24 protein-coding genes and 1 pseudogene are annotated in these 22540 nt (G+C 43.0%); 8 read left to right on the forward strand and 17 right to left on the reverse strand.

Annotation, left to right across the window (positions count from 1 at the left end):
* Positions 1 to 292: 292 nt before the first annotated feature.
* A pseudogene (locus PCH02S_RS15265) lies at positions 293 to 1511 on the forward strand (IS110 family RNA-guided transposase).
* An 84-nt stretch (positions 1512 to 1595) separates the two neighbouring features.
* Here the strand turns inward: PCH02S_RS15265 and PCH02S_RS15270 are convergent.
* From PCH02S_RS15270 to PCH02S_RS15295, 6 genes are all read right to left on the reverse strand, one after another.
* Positions 1596 to 2219 carry a zinc dependent phospholipase C family protein gene (locus PCH02S_RS15270; RefSeq protein ID WP_127454433.1) on the reverse strand — a complete coding sequence of 208 codons (624 nt, stop codon included), beginning with the start codon at positions 2217 to 2219 and terminating at the stop codon, positions 1596 to 1598.
* A 773-nt stretch (positions 2220 to 2992) separates the two neighbouring features.
* Positions 2993 to 3694 (reverse strand): DUF4386 domain-containing protein, encoded by a 702-nt coding sequence (locus PCH02S_RS15275; RefSeq protein WP_127454435.1) that lies wholly within the window; start codon positions 3692 to 3694, stop codon positions 2993 to 2995.
* A 4-nt stretch (positions 3695 to 3698) separates the two neighbouring features.
* Positions 3699 to 3926: a helix-turn-helix transcriptional regulator gene (locus PCH02S_RS15280; RefSeq protein WP_127454437.1), complete on the reverse strand. Its 228-nt coding sequence runs from the start codon at positions 3924 to 3926 to the stop codon at positions 3699 to 3701.
* 1 nt (position 3927) lies between these two features.
* Positions 3928 to 4374: a hypothetical protein gene (locus tag PCH02S_RS15285; protein ID WP_127454439.1), complete on the reverse strand. Its 447-nt coding sequence runs from the start codon at positions 4372 to 4374 to the stop codon at positions 3928 to 3930.
* Between the two features lie 540 nt (positions 4375 to 4914).
* On the reverse strand, positions 4915 to 5577 hold the full coding sequence (locus PCH02S_RS15290; RefSeq protein WP_127454441.1) for a CPBP family intramembrane glutamic endopeptidase: 663 nt from the start codon (positions 5575 to 5577) through the stop codon (positions 4915 to 4917).
* 351 nt (positions 5578 to 5928) lie between these two features.
* Positions 5929 to 6135 carry a helix-turn-helix domain-containing protein gene (locus PCH02S_RS15295; RefSeq protein ID WP_127454443.1) on the reverse strand — a complete coding sequence of 69 codons (207 nt, stop codon included), beginning with the start codon at positions 6133 to 6135 and terminating at the stop codon, positions 5929 to 5931.
* Positions 6136 to 6597: 462 nt separating this feature from the next.
* On the opposite strand from PCH02S_RS15295, the gene PCH02S_RS15300 reads away from it, so the two are divergent.
* Entirely contained in the window at positions 6598 to 7002 is a 405-nt protein-coding gene (locus PCH02S_RS15300) for a helix-turn-helix transcriptional regulator (protein WP_127454445.1), read from the forward strand.
* Between the two features lie 74 nt (positions 7003 to 7076).
* Here PCH02S_RS15300 and PCH02S_RS15305 read toward each other — a convergent pair whose 3' ends face one another.
* The 3 genes from PCH02S_RS15305 to PCH02S_RS15315 form a co-directional block, all read right to left on the reverse strand.
* A complete protein-coding gene (locus PCH02S_RS15305; protein ID WP_246069096.1) occupies positions 7077 to 7976 on the reverse strand; it encodes a peptidoglycan-binding domain-containing protein in 900 nt (299 codons plus the stop codon).
* A gap of 213 nt (positions 7977 to 8189) precedes the next feature.
* On the reverse strand, positions 8190 to 8492 hold the full coding sequence (locus PCH02S_RS15310) for a Dabb family protein (protein WP_127454707.1): 303 nt from the start codon (positions 8490 to 8492) through the stop codon (positions 8190 to 8192).
* A gap of 113 nt (positions 8493 to 8605) precedes the next feature.
* Positions 8606 to 9511, reverse strand: a complete 906-nt coding sequence (locus tag PCH02S_RS15315; RefSeq protein ID WP_127454447.1) for an ATP-dependent DNA ligase — start codon at positions 9509 to 9511, stop codon at positions 8606 to 8608.
* A gap of 166 nt (positions 9512 to 9677) precedes the next feature.
* On the opposite strand from PCH02S_RS15315, the gene PCH02S_RS15320 reads away from it, so the two are divergent.
* The gene (locus PCH02S_RS15320; protein WP_127454449.1) at positions 9678 to 10145 is read left to right on the forward strand and encodes a ferritin-like domain-containing protein; all 468 of its coding nucleotides are present in this window, start codon (positions 9678 to 9680) and stop codon (positions 10143 to 10145) included.
* Between the two features lie 67 nt (positions 10146 to 10212).
* Here the strand turns inward: PCH02S_RS15320 and PCH02S_RS15325 are convergent, their stop codons facing one another.
* The 5 genes from PCH02S_RS15325 to PCH02S_RS15345 form a co-directional block, all read right to left on the reverse strand.
* On the reverse strand, positions 10213 to 10983 hold the full coding sequence (locus tag PCH02S_RS15325) for an RnfABCDGE type electron transport complex subunit D (RefSeq protein WP_127454451.1): 771 nt from the start codon (positions 10981 to 10983) through the stop codon (positions 10213 to 10215).
* Positions 10984 to 11877, reverse strand: coding sequence for an FAD:protein FMN transferase (locus PCH02S_RS15330; protein WP_127454453.1), 894 nt, complete (start codon positions 11875 to 11877; stop codon positions 10984 to 10986).
* Positions 11877 to 12302 carry an FMN-binding protein gene (locus PCH02S_RS15335; RefSeq protein ID WP_127454455.1) on the reverse strand — a complete coding sequence of 142 codons (426 nt, stop codon included), beginning with the start codon at positions 12300 to 12302 and terminating at the stop codon, positions 11877 to 11879. Before PCH02S_RS15335 ends, PCH02S_RS15330 begins: the two co-directional genes overlap by 1 nt.
* A 101-nt stretch (positions 12303 to 12403) precedes the next feature.
* Positions 12404 to 13699 carry a sensor histidine kinase gene (locus PCH02S_RS15340; protein WP_127454457.1) on the reverse strand — a complete coding sequence of 432 codons (1296 nt, stop codon included), beginning with the start codon at positions 13697 to 13699 and terminating at the stop codon, positions 12404 to 12406.
* Positions 13696 to 14388 carry a response regulator transcription factor gene (locus tag PCH02S_RS15345; RefSeq protein ID WP_246069097.1) on the reverse strand — a complete coding sequence of 231 codons (693 nt, stop codon included), beginning with the start codon at positions 14386 to 14388 and terminating at the stop codon, positions 13696 to 13698. The genes PCH02S_RS15340 and PCH02S_RS15345 overlap by 4 nt, the downstream gene beginning before the upstream one ends.
* A 181-nt stretch (positions 14389 to 14569) precedes the next feature.
* On the opposite strand from PCH02S_RS15345, the gene PCH02S_RS15350 reads away from it, so the two are divergent.
* Positions 14570 to 15493 (forward strand): CapA family protein, encoded by a 924-nt coding sequence (locus PCH02S_RS15350; protein ID WP_246069105.1) that lies wholly within the window; start codon positions 14570 to 14572, stop codon positions 15491 to 15493.
* A gap of 7 nt (positions 15494 to 15500) precedes the next feature.
* Entirely contained in the window at positions 15501 to 16268 is a 768-nt protein-coding gene (locus PCH02S_RS15355; protein WP_127454461.1) for a YheC/YheD family protein, read from the forward strand.
* 138 nt (positions 16269 to 16406) lie between these two features.
* On the opposite strand, the gene PCH02S_RS15360 is transcribed toward PCH02S_RS15355, so the two are convergent.
* Positions 16407 to 17504 (reverse strand): threonine aldolase family protein, encoded by a 1098-nt coding sequence (locus PCH02S_RS15360; protein WP_127454463.1) that lies wholly within the window; start codon positions 17502 to 17504, stop codon positions 16407 to 16409.
* Positions 17505 to 17603: 99 nt separating this feature from the next.
* On the opposite strand from PCH02S_RS15360, the gene PCH02S_RS15365 reads away from it, so the two are divergent.
* The gene (locus PCH02S_RS15365; protein ID WP_127454465.1) at positions 17604 to 17900 is read left to right on the forward strand and encodes a Rieske (2Fe-2S) protein; all 297 of its coding nucleotides are present in this window, start codon (positions 17604 to 17606) and stop codon (positions 17898 to 17900) included.
* 75 nt (positions 17901 to 17975) lie between these two features.
* Entirely contained in the window at positions 17976 to 19388 is a 1413-nt protein-coding gene (locus PCH02S_RS15370) for an amino acid permease (protein ID WP_127454467.1), read from the forward strand.
* On the opposite strand, the gene PCH02S_RS15375 is transcribed toward PCH02S_RS15370, so the two are convergent.
* Positions 19303 to 19932: a LysE family transporter gene (locus PCH02S_RS15375; protein WP_127454469.1), complete on the reverse strand. Its 630-nt coding sequence runs from the start codon at positions 19930 to 19932 to the stop codon at positions 19303 to 19305. The genes PCH02S_RS15370 and PCH02S_RS15375 overlap by 86 nt on opposite strands.
* A 161-nt stretch (positions 19933 to 20093) precedes the next feature.
* On the opposite strand from PCH02S_RS15375, the gene PCH02S_RS15380 reads away from it, so the two are divergent.
* On the forward strand, positions 20094 to 20861 hold the full coding sequence (locus tag PCH02S_RS15380; RefSeq protein ID WP_174806784.1) for a MerR family transcriptional regulator: 768 nt from the start codon (positions 20094 to 20096) through the stop codon (positions 20859 to 20861).
* Between the two features lie 173 nt (positions 20862 to 21034).
* Here PCH02S_RS15380 and PCH02S_RS15385 read toward each other — a convergent pair whose 3' ends face one another.
* Positions 21035 to 22414 carry an MATE family efflux transporter gene (locus tag PCH02S_RS15385; protein WP_127454473.1) on the reverse strand — a complete coding sequence of 460 codons (1380 nt, stop codon included), beginning with the start codon at positions 22412 to 22414 and terminating at the stop codon, positions 21035 to 21037.
* Between the last annotated feature and the right edge of the window lie 126 nt (positions 22415 to 22540).

Consider the following 22540-nt stretch of genomic DNA (forward strand, 5'->3'; position numbering starts at 1 on the left):
CTGCTATGACTGTATTCAACTAACGTTCCCAGTTAGCCACACATGCAGCGCAAGCGCTGCACCACAGATGATTAAAATGGGTTAAGGAATCTGTCAATACTGCTACCAAGGCTGGGAGAGGAAGGTCGATAAGCTATGGTGCCTTAGAGCCCAACCGTTAGTCTGACTTGGGCGATCACGGTGCATCACAGATTGTCGCTCCCTTTCGGGAAGCACTCATGGGAGATTAATCCTACTCTGGTTGTTGCACCAGCCTCTTATCCGAATTAGCCGTAGAGAGGATGTTTTTTAAGTGGAAGTCGTCATTGAACGTGCATGCGGTATGGATATTCACAAGGATAACATTACAGCATGTATTCTAACGTCTAAAGGAAAGGAGATTCAAACGTTTTCTACGAAAACGGTGCATCTATTACAACTTATCGACTGGATTAAACAGCATGAATGTTCTCACGTCGCTATGGAAAGCACAGGCGTATTTTGGAAGCCCATCGTCAACCTGCTTGAAGCTGAAGGAATTGAATTTTTAGTGGTGAATGCACAGCATATGAAAGCATTACCTGGACGTAAAACAGATGTCAAGGATTCGGAATGGATTGCCAAGCTTCTCCGCCATGGACTACTTAAAGCAAGCTTCATTCCAAACCGAAATCAACGCGAGCTCCGAGAGCTAGTTCGGTACCGCCGTAGCATCATTGAAGAGAGATCCAGACAACACAACCGCATTCAGAAGGTACTAGAAGGAGCAAACATTAAACTTGGCTCTGTCGTTTCTGATATTATGGGTGTCTCCTCTCGCGATATGTTGCGTGCAATTGCAGAGGGCTAAGATGATCCCGAAAAACTAGCGAACTTTGCTAGACGAACCTTGAAACAAAAAAAAGAACGAACTCGAACTAGCTCTTCAAGGCTATGTAAACCCTCACCAACGTTTGATGATCAAAACCATTTTAACTCACATTGATTTTTTAAATGAACAAGTTGAAGTGCTCGATCAGGAAGTTGCTGCCCGGATAGCATCTTTTCAAGAAGATGTTGAACGTTTAGATTCAATCCCTGGTATAGCTACTCGAATGGCAGAACAAATTCTGGCGGAAATCGGAACGGATATTAACAAACAGTTTCCTAGTGCGGCGCATTTATGCTCTTGGGCTGGATTAGTACCTGGACATAATGAAAGTGCAGGAAAAAAGAAATCTGCCAAAACCACAAACGGAAACAAGTATCTTAAATCTGCTTTAATAGAAGCGGCCCATTCCGTTGCTGCATCCAAGAACTTCCTTGGAGCGATGTATAGACGTACGGCTGCACGAAAAGGTAAAAAGCGAGCAGCTGTAAATGTGGCACATGCGATGTTACGGATTGCATTTTATCTCTTAACACGTAAAGAAATGTATGTAGATCTAGGTGAAGACTACTTTGACAAACAGAAGCAACAATCTATTGTAAAGTATGCCGTTCGAAGACTAGAGAACTTAGGTTACACCGTAACAATTGCAGCTAATACCTAGTTCTATCTCCCCCACCTTCAGACGCTTTCAGAAAATGAATGAACTGCGTCTTATTTAGTGCGGCCTTTTTCTGATACTCCTGATTTAATTTTCATGGGAGTTTAATCGCATATTGGACAAAAACACCATACTCTCTTCCACCGACTTGTTAATATAGTCAATGATTTCAAAGTTATTGTTGTTAAACAGCTCCAGCGCTTCATTCATAAGGGCTTCATCAATTGTAAAGTCCTTTCTCAGCAAATCTAGTATGGCAGGTAAGTATTCGCTGTTATACCCGTCAATGTTCACGGTAGGCAGTACATGCTGATGAAGTTTCAGAGAATATTGTTTTATTATTCTTCCGTTTAGTCTTTCAAAGTCACGATAAGCGACTAGTGCTTTCTCCTTTAATTGCTGAGGAGATGCGAATCCCACGATTTTTAAATATAGTTCCAGCCAAACTACATCCGAAATTAAGTGACATAAATAGCCAAGGTAAAAGGGTTTATTCATCGTATCCTTGTACGTATCATAAAAGCGACAGTAGTTGATACGACTTTTTCCATTTGCATCAATATCTTTAACATGTGTTACTCCTTTTGCCACACCCATGAGCCCATGTATATCAGGTGCTATCCCTCCGAGCATAAACTCATTCCTGTTCTCAATACCTAACCTATCAGCTAATAAAGATGAAATACAATAATGCATGATTCTTGAACCCATCTGTATGCCTCCTTCTTAAGCTATAGACACTGTATTTATTTTCCTTTATCCATATTCTGATATACATGAATATATTTCAATAGTCGTAAACTAACATGTCAATGACAATAAGATAATAAATTGTGCAGTAAGGTCGATCACAGTTGAGCCACTATTGCTCCATTAAACCCGTTAGATGAGCAAAAGGCTGCCGATCATGCCGGCAGCCTCCCATTGCTGTGTATTGAACAAACATATACTATACCACGCTCTACTGCCCGTTAGTTTAGCGATGACAGCCAATGGGAGCTAATGTTTGTTTGAATTAAAGTTTCTTATAAGAGCATAAAAAAAACGTTTGAATGATTCAGTCGGGAATGGGATCAAGCGCGCAAAAAAGCCTCACGTTTTTAAGTGAGGCTTTTTACAACTCCGAATATTTTATTGGTGCATTTATATTTCTAACATATTTATTAATATAGCGTTGTTCTTCTTTATAATTGGCAGGATAACCTTTTTCAGAATTAAAATATCGCATCCCGCGCACCCAAATATACACAAACGTCGTCGTAAAAATTTTTATCTGTCGGACGACAAGAACTTTATCCCATTTCCGCAGGCCGCAAAATTTTCGAAATTAAAAAGCACACCGGCCCTTTCTACGAGTTTGTTTTTTAATTTTTTATATAGTAGTCAGAGCGTAGGTTTTTCTACCTCCTCAAGTTGAAGAACATCGGGCGATCCGTATTAGGCATATACAATTGCTCTCATCCTTGCCCCTACTTGATTCCATTCTAGTGATTGCTTGAATGGACTGCAGATTCATTAAACCCTTTCGCGATGAGCCATACCGCAAGGGTCATTTCATTAGCGAATATCGGAAGCGCCAAGATCGCCCCCCAAGCAGAGACTTGCTCAATGACCCCGAACATTTCTAATAAGGCTGCAAGAAAGATCAATGCTGACCCTGTTAAACCTAATATGGGGATAAACCTGGGTACAAGCTTTGATTTATAAAAGATATAACTATAAAACACTGTATTAATCCCTAGAAAAAAATTAGGTCCAAGTAAAAATGTATAGTCATGCACGGCTTTTAGCAACGTACCCGAAACCTGATAGGACGGTATATCCGGGGTCCCCGCTGCTACAAAGTCCCTGCTTAAGGCCAACAGGGACAGTACGCTTATGACCCCTACCGTAATAACAATGGCCTCCAAAAACCGGAAACAAACATGCCAAAGAGCAATCGTTTTATTAAATTTCCGTAATAATGGAAACATGGTGGTTGCAGTGCCTACCGCTGAAATGACAAGTATCAATTCCATAACCGCACCAAGCACTACCTCGTTAGCGTGCGCGGAACCTTGAATCAGGTAATCGGGATCATTTAGGATTGGTCTATATAAGATAAGCCCTCCTATGATTGATGTAACGGCTGCAAGGATAAACAGAACACCTACAACTTTTGATGCTGTCTTCGTTGAGAAATCCATTTGATCATCTCTCCTCTGAGTTTTCTCCGTAAAAGAATACCTCTTCCAACGGTAATTTAAAGGCATGAGAAATACGAAAAGCCAGTTCCAGGGACGGGGAGTAATTCCCCTTTTCAAGGGCCACGATTGTCTGTCTGGTTACACCTACCTTGTCAGCCAGCTGCTGCTGGGTCATTTCATTATGATCAAAGCGTAATTTGCGGATATAATTGCTTACAAGAATTTTACCCATCTTAGACTCCTTTTTTGTAGTGATACAGTCTCGTTAGGGATCCGATTACGTCAGATAGGAATCCGGAGAAGATTAGGATGATGAACATCACCTTCGAGGGCTGATTGAAGTTCAAGGACCCCATGGCAAGAAGAAAACCAAGAATAAACACGAAAAAAGAATTGCGGAAAGATTTCAAGTCAATAAGCTTATCAAGTTCATCCGAAAATGAAGGTTCCTTTTCACCTGTCGTCATTCGAAAGAAGATATTAAATATAATGCTAATCACGATATGCGCTGCAATGGAGACCAATGTCAAAACGAGGACGAAGGACCCCCAGTAATGGAAGATTTCCTTTGAATCCATTACCCCTTCAGGATACTGCGTGTACCTATACAAGCAATAAGCTGTAAAAATGAGTATGGAACTGATTAACGATACGATGCTCTTCTTTTCTTGATATGTCATATACGACACCGCCTTCAAAAATGTCAATCCTACTAAACATAATGTATACAAAACTTTACACTAAGTCAACTTTATTATGCAAAAAAACCAAATCACATAGGTCGTGATTCGGCTAGAGCGATTACTTGCCGTTATTTATGATAAGGTTCACTTTGAATGATCTTAAACTATCCTGCCTGTTCGTATTATGAGGTCACCAGGTCTTTCTGGTCAACCTCTTTTTTGTAAGGTCGTAAGATAGCGGTAGCCGAGGATCGAACGTTTCTGCCCGTGGGACTTGATCCCGAGAGCTATTCAGTTCATCCCCCTACTTGTTCAACCATGGTTAGGCTGTTTGGGACGTTGATCCCGTATCACATGCGATAGTGTGGAAGACAAGAAGGTTAGGGATTTCCAGTGAAAATGTTATGGGAGTGATCAAATGAATCCAGTCATTGGTATGGATGTGTCCAAGGTAGAGAGCATGCACAGGCTTTTTTAGAACGTGGAGTACCTCATGGAAAGATTTTTGCGTATGACAGTCGAGCTTCTCGAGAGATATTACTGTACATATTGCATATATATGATCACAATTCCAAGATCGGCAAACATATGGCTTATAATCGGAATGTGTATCGATCCCGTACGATGACGAATCCATCCCCATAGTACACCTGCTGCAAAAATAGGAACCACAGCGACAGCGTTAAGTGGCCAACTGAATACAGGGATTATGACGACCAGATGATAAGAGGTAAACCAAAAAGAAGCATGAAGCAAATTTTTCGCAGAACCAAGGTTTTGTCCGATCCTGTGATATAAGTATCCGCGCCAATAGATTTCTTCTAAAATCGGATTGAGCAGTACCAATATGAGTAGCAATAATACGGAGTGGTCACCGGAAAAATTCCACTCTCCTAACAAATATCTCAATCGCTCGATATCGAACAACATGTCTTGCAAATAATAAGCACCAATTAGGAGAGTAATCAGAAAAAAGAGCCCCAAGCTAAGTCCAAGTATCATTTGACGGAGGGATGCAGTAAGTCCCCAATCGCCAATCGCACGGGTCAGCCTATTTTTTCGACATACAAGGTAGTCCATAAACGGTATAATACCTATCCAACTGTAAAAGAGCGCAAACGTAAGTATTACACTGTGTCCAACATGAAGTCCAAGTGCCACTAATAAAGATGGGGCTAGTCCTATCACAAAACGGTTCATATTAATCACCCTATCCGAGAATTTTGCCAAAAATCAGATAGTGATATCATAAAGGGAAGAGTTCGCTAAATATAGTATTAACATAATATAGTACCTGTCTGAAGAAAATAAAGTTATAGAATTTGTTGACTCTACGCGGAGTTCTGAAATTTCATGTTTTATCTTCCTTTATAGAGATTTTAGCCGCGTGTCGAGATGCTACCTGGTTATTATCTTACAGTTTCCCCGTTAGCTCAAAATATCCCTGGATCTCTTATCGGTTTCAAACAATAAAAACCTCCCATTAGTCCTATTAAATCTAGGTTTTTCTAATGAGAGGTTGTAATCTGTTGTCTTGAACTATTTCTAGTTTTAATAAATCCGAAATACATCTTCCAAATCCTTCTCCAATAAGTCACTTAATTTCTTAGCAGTTGCAGGTCCCACCGACTTCAACGATCTCTCCAGCAAGCTGATATAGGAATGACTTAAACCCGAGTGTTTTGCCAGCTCCCTTTGGGAGTACCCTTTGATTATTCGAGCCTTCACAAACGAATCGGTCTTAGCCATGATCCTCATATCTCTGCTCTCCTCCCCTTTTACATATATCTAAAAAAACAATAAAATCTCATTTGAAAATTTGATTATTCATGTTGTTGCTCAAACCTATTAAAAAGTCTAAATGTGCTAAGACGTAGATTAGTATCTAATCTCATTATTCACACCTACTTTAGCCTCGAAAACTACACTCGTTTACAAAAGTTAACGATTGCTAACAAACTTTATTTTCAAGTAACGCACTTTATTTTCCGGTAACTATCTTTATTTTGCCAGATATCCCTGCTCTCCTTCTGTTCTCATCTTGTTCCCCTAGTACCTATTATATCACAAAATTTAACTATTGCAACCAAAAATGTTTACTTTAAACAACAATCTTCTCGGCTATTTACCACCCGCCGCTCAGTGTACTTACTTTTGTATACATGATATTATTAAAATGTTTACTACTGTTTACTTTTCAAATCGCGAGGGTGAAAATATATGTATTTCTATGATAAATTACGAGATTTGCGTAAGTTAAAAGGTTTTACTCTGCGGGAACTAGCTGACCGTTCTGGCGTTTCTGCGGCATACATCTCCCAGTTGGAAAACGGAAATCGCGGCATCCCGTCACCGGAAGTATTGATGAAACTTTCCGAAGGACTCAACACGTCGTATTCTGAGCTTATGGACCTGGCAGGATACTTGGAATCATCACCTTCCACAGAGAAATTCCAGAGCAACCCCGTCAATTTACGGAGATTTTTGCGCGAGAATGAGCTGATGTTCGATGGTTTTCTTTTAACCGATGAAGACAAAGAATGGGTCGAGCGGATGCTGACCGTTTTATTCTGGAAGCAGCGTCAGGAATCAAAACTTGAGGATGGTCAAACGACTCAGGGATAAACAACTAAAAAAGCCCATTTCATCCTATAAGAATGAAACAGGCTTTTCCAGATAGTTACTCTACTTTGCCCCTATTAGTCTTCGTCATCTGACAGACTACCGTTGTCGTTACCATTGTTCCCGTTGTCGTTACCATTGTTCCCGTTGTCGTTTCCATTGCCATTCGTGCCATTTCCATTTCCATTGCCGTTTCCGTTCCCACTACCGTTACCATTTGGTGCTGGTGCCTGCCCGCCGTTACCATTCGGCGCTTTAAAGCCATTCCCGTTCGGTGCCGGCGCTCCATTGCCATTTGGCATTGGTGCCTGTCCTCCGTTACCATTTGGCGCTTTATAACCATTGCCGTTCGGTGCTGGCGTAGGTGCTGCATTGCCATTTGGCATTGGTGTCTGTCCTCCGTTGCCATTCGGCACTTTAAAGCCATTGCCGTTCGGTGCTGGCGTCGGTGCTACTTGGCCACCACCTTGACCTTTGCCGCCTCCACCAAAGCCCTTACCTTCACCCTGGCCTTGACCTCCGCCTTGGCCACCTTGTCCGCCTCCGGCTCCACCTTGACCTTTGCCGTCTCCGCCAAAGCCTCTACCTTCTCCATGACCATGACCTCCGCCCTGGCCGCCTCCAGTTCCGCCTTGACCCGCTCCTTTAGCCCTTATATAAGCATATGTGATTGATTCGAGGGTACGATTATCGACCGCGCCAGTTACGGGAAGTCCGTGTTTTTTCTGAAAATACTTAACTCCCCTTACGGTCACATCATCATAATATCCGTTAATTTCACCTGAATAGCTGCCCAGTGTCTTCAGCATTCCCTGAATAACATATATGTCAGGACCATGTGCAGGTTTTCCTACTGCCCCTGCCAGGTTTGGCACATACAAGAGAAGCATGACTGACAGTATCACAACACCAAGATATTTCCCCGCAAACCTAGTGATTTTCGTTCTTTGCTTGTCATTTTCCTTCCATTGTTGCACTAGCAGACACCTTCCTTAAGTTGAAAATTAATTTACCGCGGTAATACTTTTCCCAACTCTCTAGCGCGCTACTTCATTTCTATTATGGGAAATAAGGGTAAACTCGCGGTCTTCCAATCCCTTAAGGTGACTGGTCTTTTCCTGCAATTGAGTTCCCCCAAAAGCAAAAAGGACCGGCAAAAGCTGCCAGTCCCTTCCTACAATCCGCCAATACTATTTAATAGGGTAATCAATCACAATCACATTATCAATAATACCTTTGAGGGACTGCACAAATTCCTGATGAAGAGGATGGGGACCATATTGCTGTAAAGACTCGCGATCTTGGAAAGTCACCCGCAATCCCAGCGTGTATCCCTGCCTATTCCCCGTTTCTTCCGTCTCATTCACCCCTGCGGTTATTTCAACAATGCCCGGAATCTGGCCTTTGAACGACAGCAATTTCGCTATCAATTCCTGTTCCTTCGACGGAGCTAAAGACTCCTTAAATTTAAAACAAACCATGTGTTCAAACATCACGTAGATCCAACCTCCTGATTGTAGTTATTCCTACCACAGATTTCATTCTATCATACTTATTTTACCAAGTTGCAATGTTACAAGAAGAACCTTGTTATTGTTAACAAATCTCAGTACGGCCAAACACAATCCTCAGCTCTCATATCTAAAAGAAATCCCCGAAACGTCGTTTTTTCCAACTGATGCATATCCGATCGATCCAGATAATCAATGCGGCAGCATAAGCGCGGCTCCATCCACTGCGTGTTTCCCTCCCTTACCGTGCAGAGCGGTGCAGCCAGCGTAAGAAATAATTCCTTGTCCGCCGTCGTAATACCCGTTGCCACTACGCCAACCGGTTTATGCTTTACCGTCCTGAAATTTAGTCCGATGACCAGCTCGAAAGGGTCTATTTTATACCCCAAAATTTCCACATGGATTGATTTCACAACCTTGATCTTAAGCCATTCGCTACTTCGGTTAGCAGGCACATAAGTCGAGCTTTTCCGCTTGGCCACGATCCCTTCCATTTGCCGTTCTTTCATCATTTCGAAAAGCGCCTTCCCCTGCGACTCCACAAACAATGTCGGCATCAGTATCGGTGTAGATGCAATGGAATCCGATAAACGCTTTTTCCGCTCCACTAAAGGCTCATTTAAATGCTCTCTATCCGTATACAAAAGGTCAAACGCAACAAAAGTCACTGGATGCGTATGCACAGCACGGGCTATTTTACCTGATTGACTAATCCGGTCCCGATACATAAAGTCATCAAATGCAGGTATACCATCACGCAGTACAATCCCCTCACAATCCAAAATGGCAGAAGACGTTCTAATCGCACCTAACGCATCCTGTAACTCCGGAAATTTGTGTGTGACCGATCTCCCGCTCCGCGTGAAGGCTTCAATGCGGCTTCCCTGCTTATGGATAAGGATTCGAACACCATCCCATTTCGGCTCAAAAATAAAGTGTTGATCGTCAAACGGCTCCCCACCAGCACTGACGGCCATTGGCTTGATGGCTGAAAACAACATAACAATCCCCTCCTGTTACCAGTTTGGGGATTTCATTAATGATCTAAACATGATTTTCAACAGCCTAGTGACTGTAATTTCTGAATATTTTATTTGCATTTACTTAGAACAATAAGAAATATTCGTACATAAAATGATCTCATTATAGAATCATTGGAGGATCAAAATGTATTGGATATATCCAATTGAATATCGTGCCACATTTCAGCCAATATGGAATGTAAACTTACAACAAGCATTAGAATTAGTGAAATCATCTGTACAGGGTGAACGAAACGATGAGTTGTTCTACGATGAACTTATTAAGCTTGCACCAACTTCTGAACAGTCAGCCCTTATTGCCACCATACGTGATGATGAACGAGGACATAATCAGATGTTTCGTGGTATTTATAAAGATCTTACTGGACAGGAGATCTATGGTGTCAGCAATGAACTATACCCAAAAGTGCATTCTTATACTGAAGGATTAAAACAAGCTATCCAAGGTGAGTGGTCTGCAGTTGAGAAATATCGGCTAATATGGTTTGGTCTCCCTCCTGGTATTTATCGTGATACTTTGTATGGCATTATATTAGATGAGCAAAAACATGCAAGTAAATACAACTATTTGCTCACATTGAATCCAAAATAATTGATTTTATCCGAAGTTGCTCTTTTGGGTTCAACCATAAGAAAACCGCCTTCTAAAAAGGCGGTTTTTATTTCCTCGATCTAGCCACCTGATAGGCATTACTAATAAGCAGTCCGATAAATAAGTACATTAGGCCACCAAAAAAAACATAAACACCAACACCTACTATTGCGCTTAGCACACCAAAAATTACTTGATCCTTATTGGAGGCTGGCGAGGTTGGTGGGTCTGTCAGCATAAAGAGAGCAAAGAACAATGAAGCGTTTATAAAAGGCGGTCGAAAGGCATCGGCAACTTCTCCGACATGCATGAACCCCATAAGAAGCAATAACAAAAAATATGCGCTAAGAAATGCAAACACTTGTGGGAATTTGTTCACGCGATTGGTAACCAAGTAACCGCCTACCAAAAGGAATCCAATTGTCCACACCGGTAGATCCCCAAATGCTCCCCACCAACTCTGCCCAGTTTGAAACAAGAGAATAGACAAAAGTAGGCCGAAGGCGGCTGGATTAAATACCGGTTTTTTCTTAAAAACAATAAGGTGTTTAGATAGAATAGCCATGATTACAGTAATAACTATCAAATACCAAGAGGTTGTTGTACTTAAAATTAAGCCTATAATTATCCCTGTTATTACAGAACCATCTGCTAACCATTTTTTTCTTTTACCCAACAGAAAACAGATCCAATCCATCCCTACTGCTGTAATCAGAGCAATCAAGACATTATAACTTCCTCTTAAATCTGAAGATAATACCTCAGCTATGATTAGAAAGGCTACCAAGCAAATAATAACATAGCTCTTTGGTTTTTTATGCCATGGATGAGTAGACATTTATATCCCTCCAACTCTTTCCACATGTAACTTGGGTGTAATCAAAATCCCCTTCAATTCCATTTCAATCATCAATTTTTTGCCTTGTTCCAACCCATATAAACAAATAACCGTTGAGAAGACATCTGCCAACATGGCGTATGGAGCCACAATACTGCAGCTAATCAACTCATGGGGCGATTGCTTGCTGTTCGGGTTAATAATATGATGGATCTCTGCACTGACTTTGCTTTTACGTTCGTAGCCGCCAGATGTACATACCGATTCGTTCGATACTTCAATGGTTTCTATGATATGATCCTTGTGTACTGGATGCTGAATGCCAACTCGCCAAGCTTGGCCCATCTCATCTACCCCACCAGCAAAAAGATCTCCACCAGCATTAATAACGAAGCCCTGAAAACAAGCCAGCGTCTGGGAGGCGATGTCGATAGCAAATCCTTTCGCAACCGCTCCTAAATCAATTACCATTGGTTTATGCAAATACATCGAGCAATCCTGCTCTCGTAAGTCGATATCTCGATAAGTAGCCTTATCTGAAGCTAGATTCGAGCTAATTTCCCCTGTTAAATAATGCTGATTAAATCCGTAATTTTCCATTGTTTTACCGATTGTTGGGTCAAATATCCCCTGGGTCCATTCCGCTACTTCCAAAGCAAACTTCAATGGTTGAAATAACCACGAGCTGATCTGAACATGAGTTCTAATCTGTTGAGAAGCCTTCATTAATTCACTATCCGGAGAGAAACGGCTGCATGCAAGTTCCACATTCCGAAATGCTTCAAATGCTTGCTCGATCACCGGTTCGACCTCAGTCAACGAAAGGGAGCTAACGACCTTTATTTCAACGACCGTATCCATAAATAACTTAGTTTTTTTAAAAATACGAACCATTAGACATTCCGCGCTTGTGTAAGAGCATTTTCTATAGCATCTTGAAAAGCTTGTGTACTATACGTTGCGCCTGAAACATTCTGTACTTGAGCGCTTTGTTTTTGTATGACTTCTTCTGGTAATCCAACAACGTCTTTTTCGGAATAATGCATGGCAAAGTGACTGATTTCGACGTCGGTTATTTTATCATTTGTAATGGTCACTTTTACTCCAATGGAACCACGCCGATTGCTGCCACTTCCCTCGAAGGTGCCACTCTTATATTGGCTTTTGATCTGGCTGTTAACTGTATGAGTATGGGTTTGAATTTGTTTCTGTGGTTGAGATAGAGCAGCTTGCGTTTCTGTCGTTATATATCCAGCGCTATATATGACGCCAATGGCTGTCGTACAAAGCACAACCCATTTTTTATCCATTTTGGCCATATTCATTCCTCCAACTTACACAAGAAGTACTTGTGATATCCTGCTTTACTTTTCATCTACTTCAATCATGATACATGATGTAAATGAAATTAAACTGAAATTCACTCTGGCTGGAATTCAATTTCGAATAGACTACCTTTCCCTTCTTCACTCGTTACATGAATGTAGGCACTGTGACTGGTCAGGATATCCGCGGCAATAGATAAACCTAATCCAGCGCCACCCAATTCTCGTGAACGTGCTTTGTCTACTCGGTAGAAACGTTCAAATATGCGCGCTAGTTCTTCCTTGGGTATACCAATTCCCGTATCAGCTATTTGTAGAGTTGGTCTACCGTCTTGTGAAGTGAGATATGTGATCGTTACTTGTCCACCAGGTGGTGTATACTTAATCGCATTATCAAGTAAGATATAAACTAACTGCTTGATTTGATCGAGGTTCCCGTGAATGAATGTAAGTTCATGTTCAATTACTGGGGCATCCAACTTTAAAATAATTCCTTTCGCAAGTGCCAGCGGCTGTATCGCCTGATACATTTGATGAGAAACTTGAACTATATTAATCTTATCCATCTTTATCGGAAGTGATTTCGAATCACTGCGGGCTAAAGTTAGTAATGACTCTACAAGTCGAATCATCCTTTTCACCTCATCCTGCAAACTATCCAGGATATGCTGTTCGAACTCTGGTAAGGTGTCCTTGCATTCCGCCAATAATTCTACCGATGAATGAATAACACTCAGTGGTGTCCTTAGCTCATGTGATGCGTTCGTTGTGAACTCAACCTGGCGAGCATAGGATTTTTTAATAGGGACCATTGCTTTGCCAGCAAAGAAATAAGCTAACCAGATTGCAATGGATAATAAAACGACGGTAGAAAGCATGAGGATTAGCCTGATTGTACGCAGAAGCGCTTCATTTGAGGATATGTCTATGGCCATCCAATATACGCCGCCAGCGTCATTTAAAAGTTGAGAACTGACTAGAAAGGTCTGTCTTTTCCCACTTTCATCTATATAAAACCGTTCACCATTCTCACGTTTCATTTCATATCGTTGTGACCATTTTAAGAGTTGATTGGACATTGCTGTGTAACGACTAGGTGAAATTTGGGTTTTCTGGTCCGGACTCACCCAAACAATTAATTCATCTGAAAGTAGGAATATCCACTCAACATTTTTACGCTCCCCTGGTCGAATTCCTTTTGCTTGTTCCTCTACGCGATGCTCCCATTGCTGGGCCATTTTATTTTTGAGATCATCTAATTTCTGAATTTCATTGTGTTGGAGTGTTTTCAGTAGAAGCAGATAAAAAAAAGCAGTGATTAGGATGATGACAACGCCAAGGATACTGCCGAAAAATATCGTCAGTTGCTTTCTTGTTCGCTCGAACATCATTCTCCTCCCTCTACAGCCAAGCGGTAACCAAGTCCACGTACATTTTGTATGATTTTATCTTCAAATGGGTCGTCCAGCTTCTTACGCAGTAATTTAATGGTGGCATCAACTGTATTCAGTGTAATTTCCGCATCTATGCCCCATACGCGGTCACTTAACTGCTCTCTACTTAATATTTGTTTTGGATGCTGTGACATAAAAGACAATAATTGAAATTCGCGGCGTGAAAGTGGAATCGATACCCCGTTTCTACTCACTTCAAATGTACTATGGTCAATGACAAGTGTATCGCCAAATATTTTAGTATCCGCTTCCCAGTTCGTTTCCTTTCTACGATATAAGGCATGAAGGCGAGCAATCAATTCCTCAAAATCAAATGGCTTCACCAAGTAATCATCTGCACCGGCATTTAATCCCTGAACGCGGTCAGTAACGGAATCTCGTGCCGTTAGCATAAGGATTGGCGTCCTATTCTTCTTCATTCGGATTTCTTTGCACAGTTCAATGCCGGTTTTGTATGGAATCATCCAGTCGAATATATAAATATCGAAGGTGACTCTTTCCATTAATTCCAATGCATACTCCGCATCTAATACCCATTCCACCTGGTACAGTTGCTTTTTAAGCTTATATTGAATCAGCTCGCCAAGTTTCACATCATCCTCAACCAGTAAGATATGCATAGCCATACCACCAACTTCCTCAGTTTAATCGTGCAAATCTGCCATATCACATAGATTGTGGCTACTCCGTTGTAATATACCCCATCTTTCTGAAAATGAAATGAAAAGCACAAAACCGTAAATAACCGAAGGTGCCTAACTTACAAGCATTTGGCTGTTTATCGCATAAAGTGTAATCATGAAAGGAGTGGTTGGATTGATAAAAATCACAATCGCTGCAGTTGGGGATTTATTGATGAAAAAACAGATGATCGCCTCAGCTGCCCGGGAAGGAGGATTCGCCCCTATTTTTTCAAAAGTGAAACCCTATCTGCGGAAATCTGATCTAACGATAGGCAATCTTGAGACGACCTTCTCCGGCAAACATTTCCGCGAAAAGTCCGGAAAACTGTTGTTCAACTCTCCGGATAAATTCGCTGCTACACTCCGGGACGTGGGTTTTGATGTAGTAGGCACAGCCAATAACCATTGTATGGACGGGAAACGATCTGGTTTGAGGCGAACATTAAACGTCCTCGATCGACACGGTCTGCGACATACGGGCACGTATCGCTCCGCCGGGGAAGCCGGCCGGAAACTGATTGTTAACGTGAAGGGAATTAAAATCGGAATATTGGCTTATACGAAAGGAACGAACGGGATTCGAGTCCCGGAGCCTTGGTTAGTCAACCGGCTAAACCATAAAAAAATAATAGCGGACGTGCGCAGCTTGAAGAGTCGAACAGATTTTATAATCGCCTGCCTACATTTCGGGAAAGAATTTCGAACTTATCCCGACCGCAATCAAATCCAGCTCATGCAGGTGTTGTTTCATCATGGTGTGAATGTAGTACTTGGAGCGCATCCCCATGTGCTGCATCCGATAAGATTGTTTAAGGTGAAGGACATCGACGGACTTACTAGAAATCGGGTAGCGGCGTCTTCTCTAGGAAATTTCGTATCCACCGAACTTCCTCGGCATACAGCTAGACTGCGAGGAACAATCTTGATGTTAACCTTGACGAAAAATGCCAAAGGGATCACGGATGTGTTGAAAATATCACGTGTGCCAACCCGTATTCTACAAAATGTAGGGAAGAAAAACGTTTATCGGGTTGTACCGGATCGATAGAAAGAGTATGAATACTGATAATTGGGGTGAAGTCATGGTTTACTGGAATAACAAGTTAGGCAAATACAAAGCCTTATTAAAAAATGAGGAACTAGCTCTTAGTCTGCCACCCACAATTCTTGCAACCGAAGCAAACGTGGAGGGGATGTTGGGAAAATATCGAACCGTTTATCTAAAGCCGAGTAATGGCACCGGAGGCTATGGTATTTTTAAGTTGTCTCGTACGGATACCCGATATCGGTTGGCGAATGGCACACGGCACCGTTCATTCGCAACCTTTAAGGGAACGTATAGCGCATTTAAGCATGCCAAAAGGAAGAAAGTCTACTTGGTGCAGAAGGGCATCCCCTTACTCCACTATCACGGACTTCCGTTTGATCTGCGCATTATGGTACAGCGAAACCGACAGCGTAAGTGGGAGGTAACCGGAATCGTGGGACGATTAGCGAAGCCTAATAAGGTCGTAACCAATTATCATAGCGGGGGTAAGCCGATGCCAGTGGAAAAGCTGCTTTCCCCTTTCATGTCTAAAAAAGAGCAAGTTTCCTATGTAGAGTCGCTTAAGGGGCTAGGCATTAGGATTAGTAAACATATGAGTGGCATTTTCCCGAAATTTCGTTCATATGGGGTAGATATTGGCATTGATAAAGAAATGAAGCCTTGGATCATAGAGGTCAATACACGTCCAGATAAATACATTTTTAATGCCCTTTCCGATAAGCGGATGTTTCGTAAAATTATACGATACGAAAGATTCACCAAATTAAGTAGATGATATAATTTTGCTCTGCACAGTAGAGGGGTAAGAAAACCAATTCAAGACACTATTTAACTCAGATACTTATCATTAAGCTAAGTGCCTTATCTTGAGTTGCTTCTTCTCCCCTCCATAAACAACTCTCTCAGTAACGATCTAAACGCGGTTTTCTCTCATCTGACTCTCCAACAACGCAAAAGCTTTCTCAAGCTCATCCTTCGGTACACTAGCATACCGATCACCGATAGAAACCTCATAACAGCAGGAGGACTCGTTTATTTCTTTTACATAATGTGTGAGTCCAACCCCAGTTGCTTCATAAAGGCTGATTAACAGGGATTCCATCTTCTCTTTTGGCATCTGGATATGTACGTGGAACATATTCGTGACTGGCTGAACAGGGTTGGTAACAATGCCTGGAACCTGATTATACCTTGCGGCAAGTTCGACTGCTCCCTCGTAATACTGCCCCATTTTATCCACACGCTGCTTGAAATAGTGACTTGCACTAACGATATACGGGTACAGACTGATTAGATCGCCGCCATGGCGCCGTTTCCACACTTTAGACTCTTTCGTAAACGTCTCGTCTCCCGCTAGGATAGCGCCGGCAATGCCGCCAATCCCTTTGTAGAACGAAATATACACGCTATCAAACAGCTCGCAGATTTCGTGTGCAGACTTTTGATAATAAGGAAGAATCTCGTACAGTCTAGCCCCGTCCAAATGTAAGTGGATGCCACGGCTGCGGCAATAGGCAGAGATCTGTGTAAGTTCTTCATATTCCGGAAGCTGCCCGCCGATTTCCCGCTGTGGCAGTTCCAGCAAGATACAAGCAACATCTTCATCTAGTTGTTGCACATCTTCCAGACGAATTAACCGATCTTTTTCACCAAGTAAAATAGGCTGGATGTGATGAAGTTCCTTTAACCCGTCTTCCTCGTGAATTTCCAGATGGCTGAGCGGGTGATAGGCGACTTTCTTGTTCCCTTTCCGGTCGCACCAGATGCGTAGAGCAATTTGCTGCGCCATAGTCCCACTTGGGAAAAAAACGGCCGATTCTTTCCCCAGAAACGTTGCCATTTCCGCTTGAAAATCCTCAATTAACTTACCATTCCCGTAAGTATCTCCATCCGTAAGGCCATCAACGTCTTGCAAGGCGTCTATCAAAACTTGAATATTTCGTTTGCCATGTCCACCCAATGGGTAGCTAGTTTGTTGGAACGCTGCTAATAATGGATTGATTTTGTTCATTTGTATCGTACTCCTTTGTTTGTCATGGCTCACTCTTGGTCTCTGAAGGGCAGTGGATTATAATCAATCTAACGCTATTTCGAAAAAGGAGATTCAATCATGAAGGAAATCCTCATCGGGTCCATTGATCAATTTACTGCTTTTCCTGCGGAGGTTGAGCTTGACCGTGATCTATATTTTTTGATGCAGGTAGACGATGACCAGTACACTCTTTACTCAAGTGTTTGCCCTCATGGCGGCTACACCGTGGATCTGATTGACGGAGAGCTGGAATGCCCTCTGCACGGTTGGACGTTTGAAGTGCACACAGGACGTTGCCATAATGTGCCTAGCGCCAGACTCGCCTCTTATAACGTCATTCTTCGTGACAACCAGCTGTTCGCTCAGATGGCATGATCTTACGTATATTTTACCAGTGGTCAAGCTATAATAACAGCTGTTGTTATTAAATGATCGGCTTTAGGAGGCTGCATGTCCGACAAGATGAGTACGAGCAAGTCCCAGGGAATGAAGTGGTGGCAGTTGACTTTACTCGGAGTCGCCTGCACGATCGGTACCGGTTATTTCCTGGGCTCCGGCATCGCCATTCAAATGGGCGGGGTCTCCGTCCTTTTCATGTTTATACTCGCAGCTTTCGGCACTTATCTTGTCTACGACGTTCTGGCCAAAATGACGGGCATGGAACCCGAGCAAGGCTCGTTTCAAACCTACGCCGCCAAGGCTTTTGGACGCTGGGCAGGCTTCAGCAGCGGCTGGGTCTATTGGTGCTCAGAGCTATTAATCATGGGAAGCCAGTTAACAGCGCTATCCTTTTTTACCCGCTTCTGGTTCCCCGGGTTCCCGATGTGGGTCTTTGCCACGGCCTATGCGCTCCTGGGACTTGGCGTTATTCTCTTGGGGACGAAAGTTTTTGAACGTGCTGAGCATGTTTTTGCCATTATCAAAGTATCCGCCATTGTGATGTTTGTGATTATCGCTTGCGCGGCGGTCTGTGGATTCCTTAAAGGTACCTACCCGCCAAAGTTTCCGACTACCAAGCAAGCCTTTTTACCAAAAGGGGGAGTCGGTATTTGGTCATCCTTCATCTATGCTTTTTATGCGTTTGGCGGCATTGAAATCATGGGCATCATGGCCGCCAGGCTGAAGCGGCCTGAAGAAGCCCCAAAGGCCGGGAACTTGATGATTGTTCTTTTAACCATCATCTATATCGCCTCGCTAGCGCTTGCCTTGACATTGATCCCTCTGAGCGATCTGCAAGGAAAGGAAAGCCCTTTTCAGGCAGCCTTAGGTTCCTACCAACTTCCGTTTGTTCCACATGCCTTCAATGCGATATTAATCATCGCGGGGTTTTCGACCATGGTCGCATCCCTGTTTGCGGTTACCACGATTCTTGTCTCACTAGCTCAAGATCACAATGCTCCCGCTATATTTGCTAAACGAACAAAGGGCAAACGCAAAATGCCGTTACCCGCCATCGGCTTTACAACCGGCGGAATAACGGCAGCCGTGCTAATGGCCTTATTTCTACCTGAAAAATTGTACGCCTATATCACCACCGCGGCAGGCATCATGCTCCTGATGAATTGGCTTTTCATCCTGCTCTCTTCAGGACGATTGCTTCAGTTATCCTTATGGGGGAAAATCAAAAGATACATAGGCATGTTTCTTATATTAGCCGCTACCACAGGAACCGCCTTTCATCCGACGAGCAGACCTGGCTTCTGGATCAGCTGCTTGTTCATTGGCGTTATTGGCGTTGTCACTTGGGGGCTCAGCTTCAAATGGAAGGAGCAGCTTCCTAGGAAGCAAAGAGGGCATGAAAGGCTTTTAATCCAAAATGCACTCCAAAACCAATCAAGGATAAACCTGAAACGACGGAAATGACCGAAAGTCCGCGCGGCGACAGGAATTTGCGAAATACGCTGGCTAACGAAGCCATGATAAGATCCCACAGGATAATCCCCACGAACATGATCCCCGTGTACAGCAGCACATGGTTTCTATCATACTTGGCAATGGTTTCAGCTAATACCGATCCATAGATGCCCAGCCAAAATAGAATGGACAAGGGAGAACTGATAGCCATGAGGAATCCGGTAAACAAGGATTTGGACAACGTTTCTTCCGATTTATAACCTTCCGTTTTCAACTTGCCAGCACCAATGACGCTTTCGATTCCTGTATAGAGTAAAACAAAACATCCAAAAATCCATAGAAATGTCTTCATAAATGGCGTTGTCAGGAAGTGGACAAGACCGAAATAAATGAGGACGATCATGATGACGTCAGCGAGCATGCCGCCTACGCCGATCATCCATGCATGCACAAAGCCACGTTTGATGCCTTTATCCAGCATTGCGGCATTAATAGGGCCGATTGGTGCGGAAAGCGATAACCCCAAAAGTAAAAAACTTAGCATCACATACATTTCAATCACCCACTCGCACTTTATACATACAAGCCTTACGGCTCGTATTATCCTATTCTTGGAATAGGGCTTGTATAACTTGAACCAGGTTTTGGCAAAAAAAAGTCATTGACCTTCACGCAACGTAAAGCTGTAGAGTGAAGATGTCAGGAGGTGAACAGATGGAATACACCGTACAGAGTCTCGGGAAGTTAGCGGGTGTGAGCACCAGAACGCTTCGATATTATGATGAGATTGAACTTCTTAAGCCGGCAAGAATCAATTCGTCCGGGTATCGCATCTATGGGCAAGCGGAGGTTGATAGGCTGCAGCAAATTTTATTTTATAGAGAATTAGGTGTGAATCTGGAGCGCATTAAAGACATCATCACAGCACCCACATTCCATGGAGCCGATGCTCTTAAAGAACATCATGTACAACTCCTGAACAAAAGAGCGCAGTTGGATGCCTTGATTGCCAATGTGGAGAAAACGATAGCACTAAATGAAGGGAGAATATCCAATATGTCAAATACAGAGAAATTCGAAGGCTTTAAACAACAACTGATCGATGAGAACGAGCAAAAGTACGGGAAAGAGATTCGTGAGAAATATGGCAATGAGCAAGTAAATAAATCGAATCACAAACTAAAAAACATGACGCAAGCTGAGCATGATGAGGTTACGAGACTGGGCCATGAAGTCACCTTCGCACTTGCAGAAGCGTTCAAAACGGGAGATCCGGCCGGCGAGGCCGCCCAAAAAGCCGCGGAATTGCACAAGCAATGGCTATCCTATTACTGGAGCGAATACAGCAAAGAGGCACATGCCGGTCTAGCCCAAATGTATGTGGATGATGAGAGATTTAAAGCTTACTATGATGATAAACAACCAGGAACCGCACAATTTCTGAGAGATGCTATCCGCATTTATACCGGTTATAGAGAGTAATCGCCCAGTGTACGGGACACTAGCATTTTTTCTATCATATCCTTCAAACATCCAGTTATTTAGAAGAAACTTGAATAGAATAGTATTACACCAGCCAGCCACCAGCAGCCATGTGTATGTCAACCTTCCAAGCCAAAAAAGCACAGGATCCCTTAGGGGACTGTGCTTTTTGGTTATGAGTTGGCTGCTACGCCGCCGGCAGGTTTCACCAGCGCCTTGCTTTCCCATACGCGGCTTCTCCACCGCAAATACATAATCAAACCTCGCAACCATTCGTCGCAAGCAAAGGCAATCCATACGCCTAGAAGTCCCATGTGCATGTGAATGCCGAGCCAGTATGCAAGCGGCACCGCAACGCCCCACATGGAGAGAACACCCATGGCAACTGGAAATCTAGCATCACCCGCCGCACGGAGTGAATTAATAACAACGAGATTAAAGGTCCGTCCAGGCTCCAGAATGACGCTTAGCAGTAAAATCCCCGATCCTATCGCAATAATCTCCGGATTATCCGTAAACAATCCAAGCAGCTCTTTGCGGAAGATAGATGCGATACCAACAACCACAAAGGTCAGTAAGAAGGTCATTCTCAGACTGCGAATGAGTTTATGGTAGGCTGCCTTAAACTCTCCGGCTCCAACCATATGACCTACGATAATCTCCGTGCCCATACCGATCGCCATACCAAGTGCCATAAAATAATTCGTAATATTCATCACATATACATGAGTGCTTAACGCGACTTGACCGATAATATTTACAAAACTCACAATCATCAAATATTGAGATTGCCATGACAGGTGTTCCCCTGCAGCAGGGAGTCCAATGCTCAAGATTTGCTTTACAATACGTTTATCAAACGAGAGATAATCCTTGAAACGAATCGGGAACGGAATTCGACGATATAAAATCACAAAAAGGACGATAACTCCAAGTAAACGGCTTACGACCGTGGAGACCGCTGCCCCCGTTACTCCCCACTCTGGGAATCCGAGGTTCCCGAAGATAAGCAGGATGTTCCCAACGACATGGACCACGTTCACGCCTAGCGTCACGTACATCACATCTCTTGTCTGGCCATTGGAACGAAGTACGGAGGAAACTGCATACGACAGAGCTTCAACCCATATAAAAGCACTGATCAGGTTCAAATATTTCTTAGCTATGGCAATCTGATCAGGAGCCAGGTTCATTAGCTGCATGATCGATTCGCCAAATACGACCAAGACGATACTGACTGCGATCCCGAATAATAAATTGATCGTTATCGCCAATGCCGAAATACGGCTCGCTTCCTTTGCCCTGCCTGCACCTAAATTCTGGGCTACTGCAACACTCGTTCCGATTCCGACGAAACCAAACATCAGGATGCAGAATACGATGATTTCATTTGCTAAACCGACTGCTCCGGTTACTTCATCCGAGATCCGACTGAGCATGAACACATCCGCGGTACCGAGCATCATCCGTAGAACGGAGTCAATGAAGATCGGCCACGTGATGGCGAATAGACTTAGCTTTTTCCATGTTGCTGTTGACTGAGTGTCTATCATTTTCTTCTGTGCTCCTCAATATTCAAATGCCTTTAGTTTAGGATACGTAAGCGATTTCAGTCAAATGCTACTCTTATCCAACAAAACAACCTTGGATTTTCTCTTTCGAGGAAGTCCAAGGCTGTT

This window comes from Paenibacillus chondroitinus NBRC 15376 (assembly GCF_004000765.1).
Classification (GTDB): Bacteria; Bacillota; Bacilli; order Paenibacillales; family NBRC-103111; genus Paenibacillus_E; species Paenibacillus_E chondroitinus.

Coding starts and splice junctions, on each gene's coding strand:
- PCH02S_RS15330 (WP_127454453.1), bottom strand. CDS start 11,877: ATGGTTCGTATTTTTAAAAAAACTAAGTTATTTATGGATACGGTCGTT.
- PCH02S_RS15365 (WP_127454465.1), top strand. CDS start 17,604: ATGAAGGAAATCCTCATCGGGTCCATTGATCAATTTACTGCTTTTCCT.
- PCH02S_RS15320 (WP_127454449.1), top strand. CDS start 9,678: ATGTATTGGATATATCCAATTGAATATCGTGCCACATTTCAGCCAATA.
- PCH02S_RS15295 (WP_127454443.1), bottom strand. CDS start 6,135: ATGAGGATCATGGCTAAGACCGATTCGTTTGTGAAGGCTCGAATAATC.
- PCH02S_RS15325 (WP_127454451.1), bottom strand. CDS start 10,983: ATGTCTACTCATCCATGGCATAAAAAACCAAAGAGCTATGTTATTATT.
- PCH02S_RS15300 (WP_127454445.1), top strand. CDS start 6,598: ATGTATTTCTATGATAAATTACGAGATTTGCGTAAGTTAAAAGGTTTT.
- PCH02S_RS15310 (WP_127454707.1), bottom strand. CDS start 8,492: ATGTTTGAACACATGGTTTGTTTTAAATTTAAGGAGTCTTTAGCTCCG.
- PCH02S_RS15360 (WP_127454463.1), bottom strand. CDS start 17,504: ATGAACAAAATCAATCCATTATTAGCAGCGTTCCAACAAACTAGCTAC.
- PCH02S_RS15275 (WP_127454435.1), bottom strand. CDS start 3,694: ATGGATTTCTCAACGAAGACAGCATCAAAAGTTGTAGGTGTTCTGTTT.
- PCH02S_RS15315 (WP_127454447.1), bottom strand. CDS start 9,511: ATGTTGTTTTCAGCCATCAAGCCAATGGCCGTCAGTGCTGGTGGGGAG.
- PCH02S_RS15290 (WP_127454441.1), bottom strand. CDS start 5,577: ATGAACCGTTTTGTGATAGGACTAGCCCCATCTTTATTAGTGGCACTT.
- PCH02S_RS15270 (WP_127454433.1), bottom strand. CDS start 2,219: ATGGGTTCAAGAATCATGCATTATTGTATTTCATCTTTATTAGCTGAT.
- PCH02S_RS15280 (WP_127454437.1), bottom strand. CDS start 3,926: ATGGGTAAAATTCTTGTAAGCAATTATATCCGCAAATTACGCTTTGAT.
- PCH02S_RS15285 (WP_127454439.1), bottom strand. CDS start 4,374: ATGACATATCAAGAAAAGAAGAGCATCGTATCGTTAATCAGTTCCATA.
- PCH02S_RS15335 (WP_127454455.1), bottom strand. CDS start 12,302: ATGGCCAAAATGGATAAAAAATGGGTTGTGCTTTGTACGACAGCCATT.
- PCH02S_RS15340 (WP_127454457.1), bottom strand. CDS start 13,699: ATGATGTTCGAGCGAACAAGAAAGCAACTGACGATATTTTTCGGCAGT.
- PCH02S_RS15345 (WP_246069097.1), bottom strand. CDS start 14,388: ATGGCTATGCATATCTTACTGGTTGAGGATGATGTGAAACTTGGCGAG.
- PCH02S_RS15380 (WP_174806784.1), top strand. CDS start 20,094: ATGGAATACACCGTACAGAGTCTCGGGAAGTTAGCGGGTGTGAGCACC.
- PCH02S_RS15385 (WP_127454473.1), bottom strand. CDS start 22,414: ATGATAGACACTCAGTCAACAGCAACATGGAAAAAGCTAAGTCTATTC.
- PCH02S_RS15375 (WP_127454469.1), bottom strand. CDS start 19,932: ATGTATGTGATGCTAAGTTTTTTACTTTTGGGGTTATCGCTTTCCGCA.
- PCH02S_RS15355 (WP_127454461.1), top strand. CDS start 15,501: ATGAATACTGATAATTGGGGTGAAGTCATGGTTTACTGGAATAACAAG.
- PCH02S_RS15370 (WP_127454467.1), top strand. CDS start 17,976: ATGTCCGACAAGATGAGTACGAGCAAGTCCCAGGGAATGAAGTGGTGG.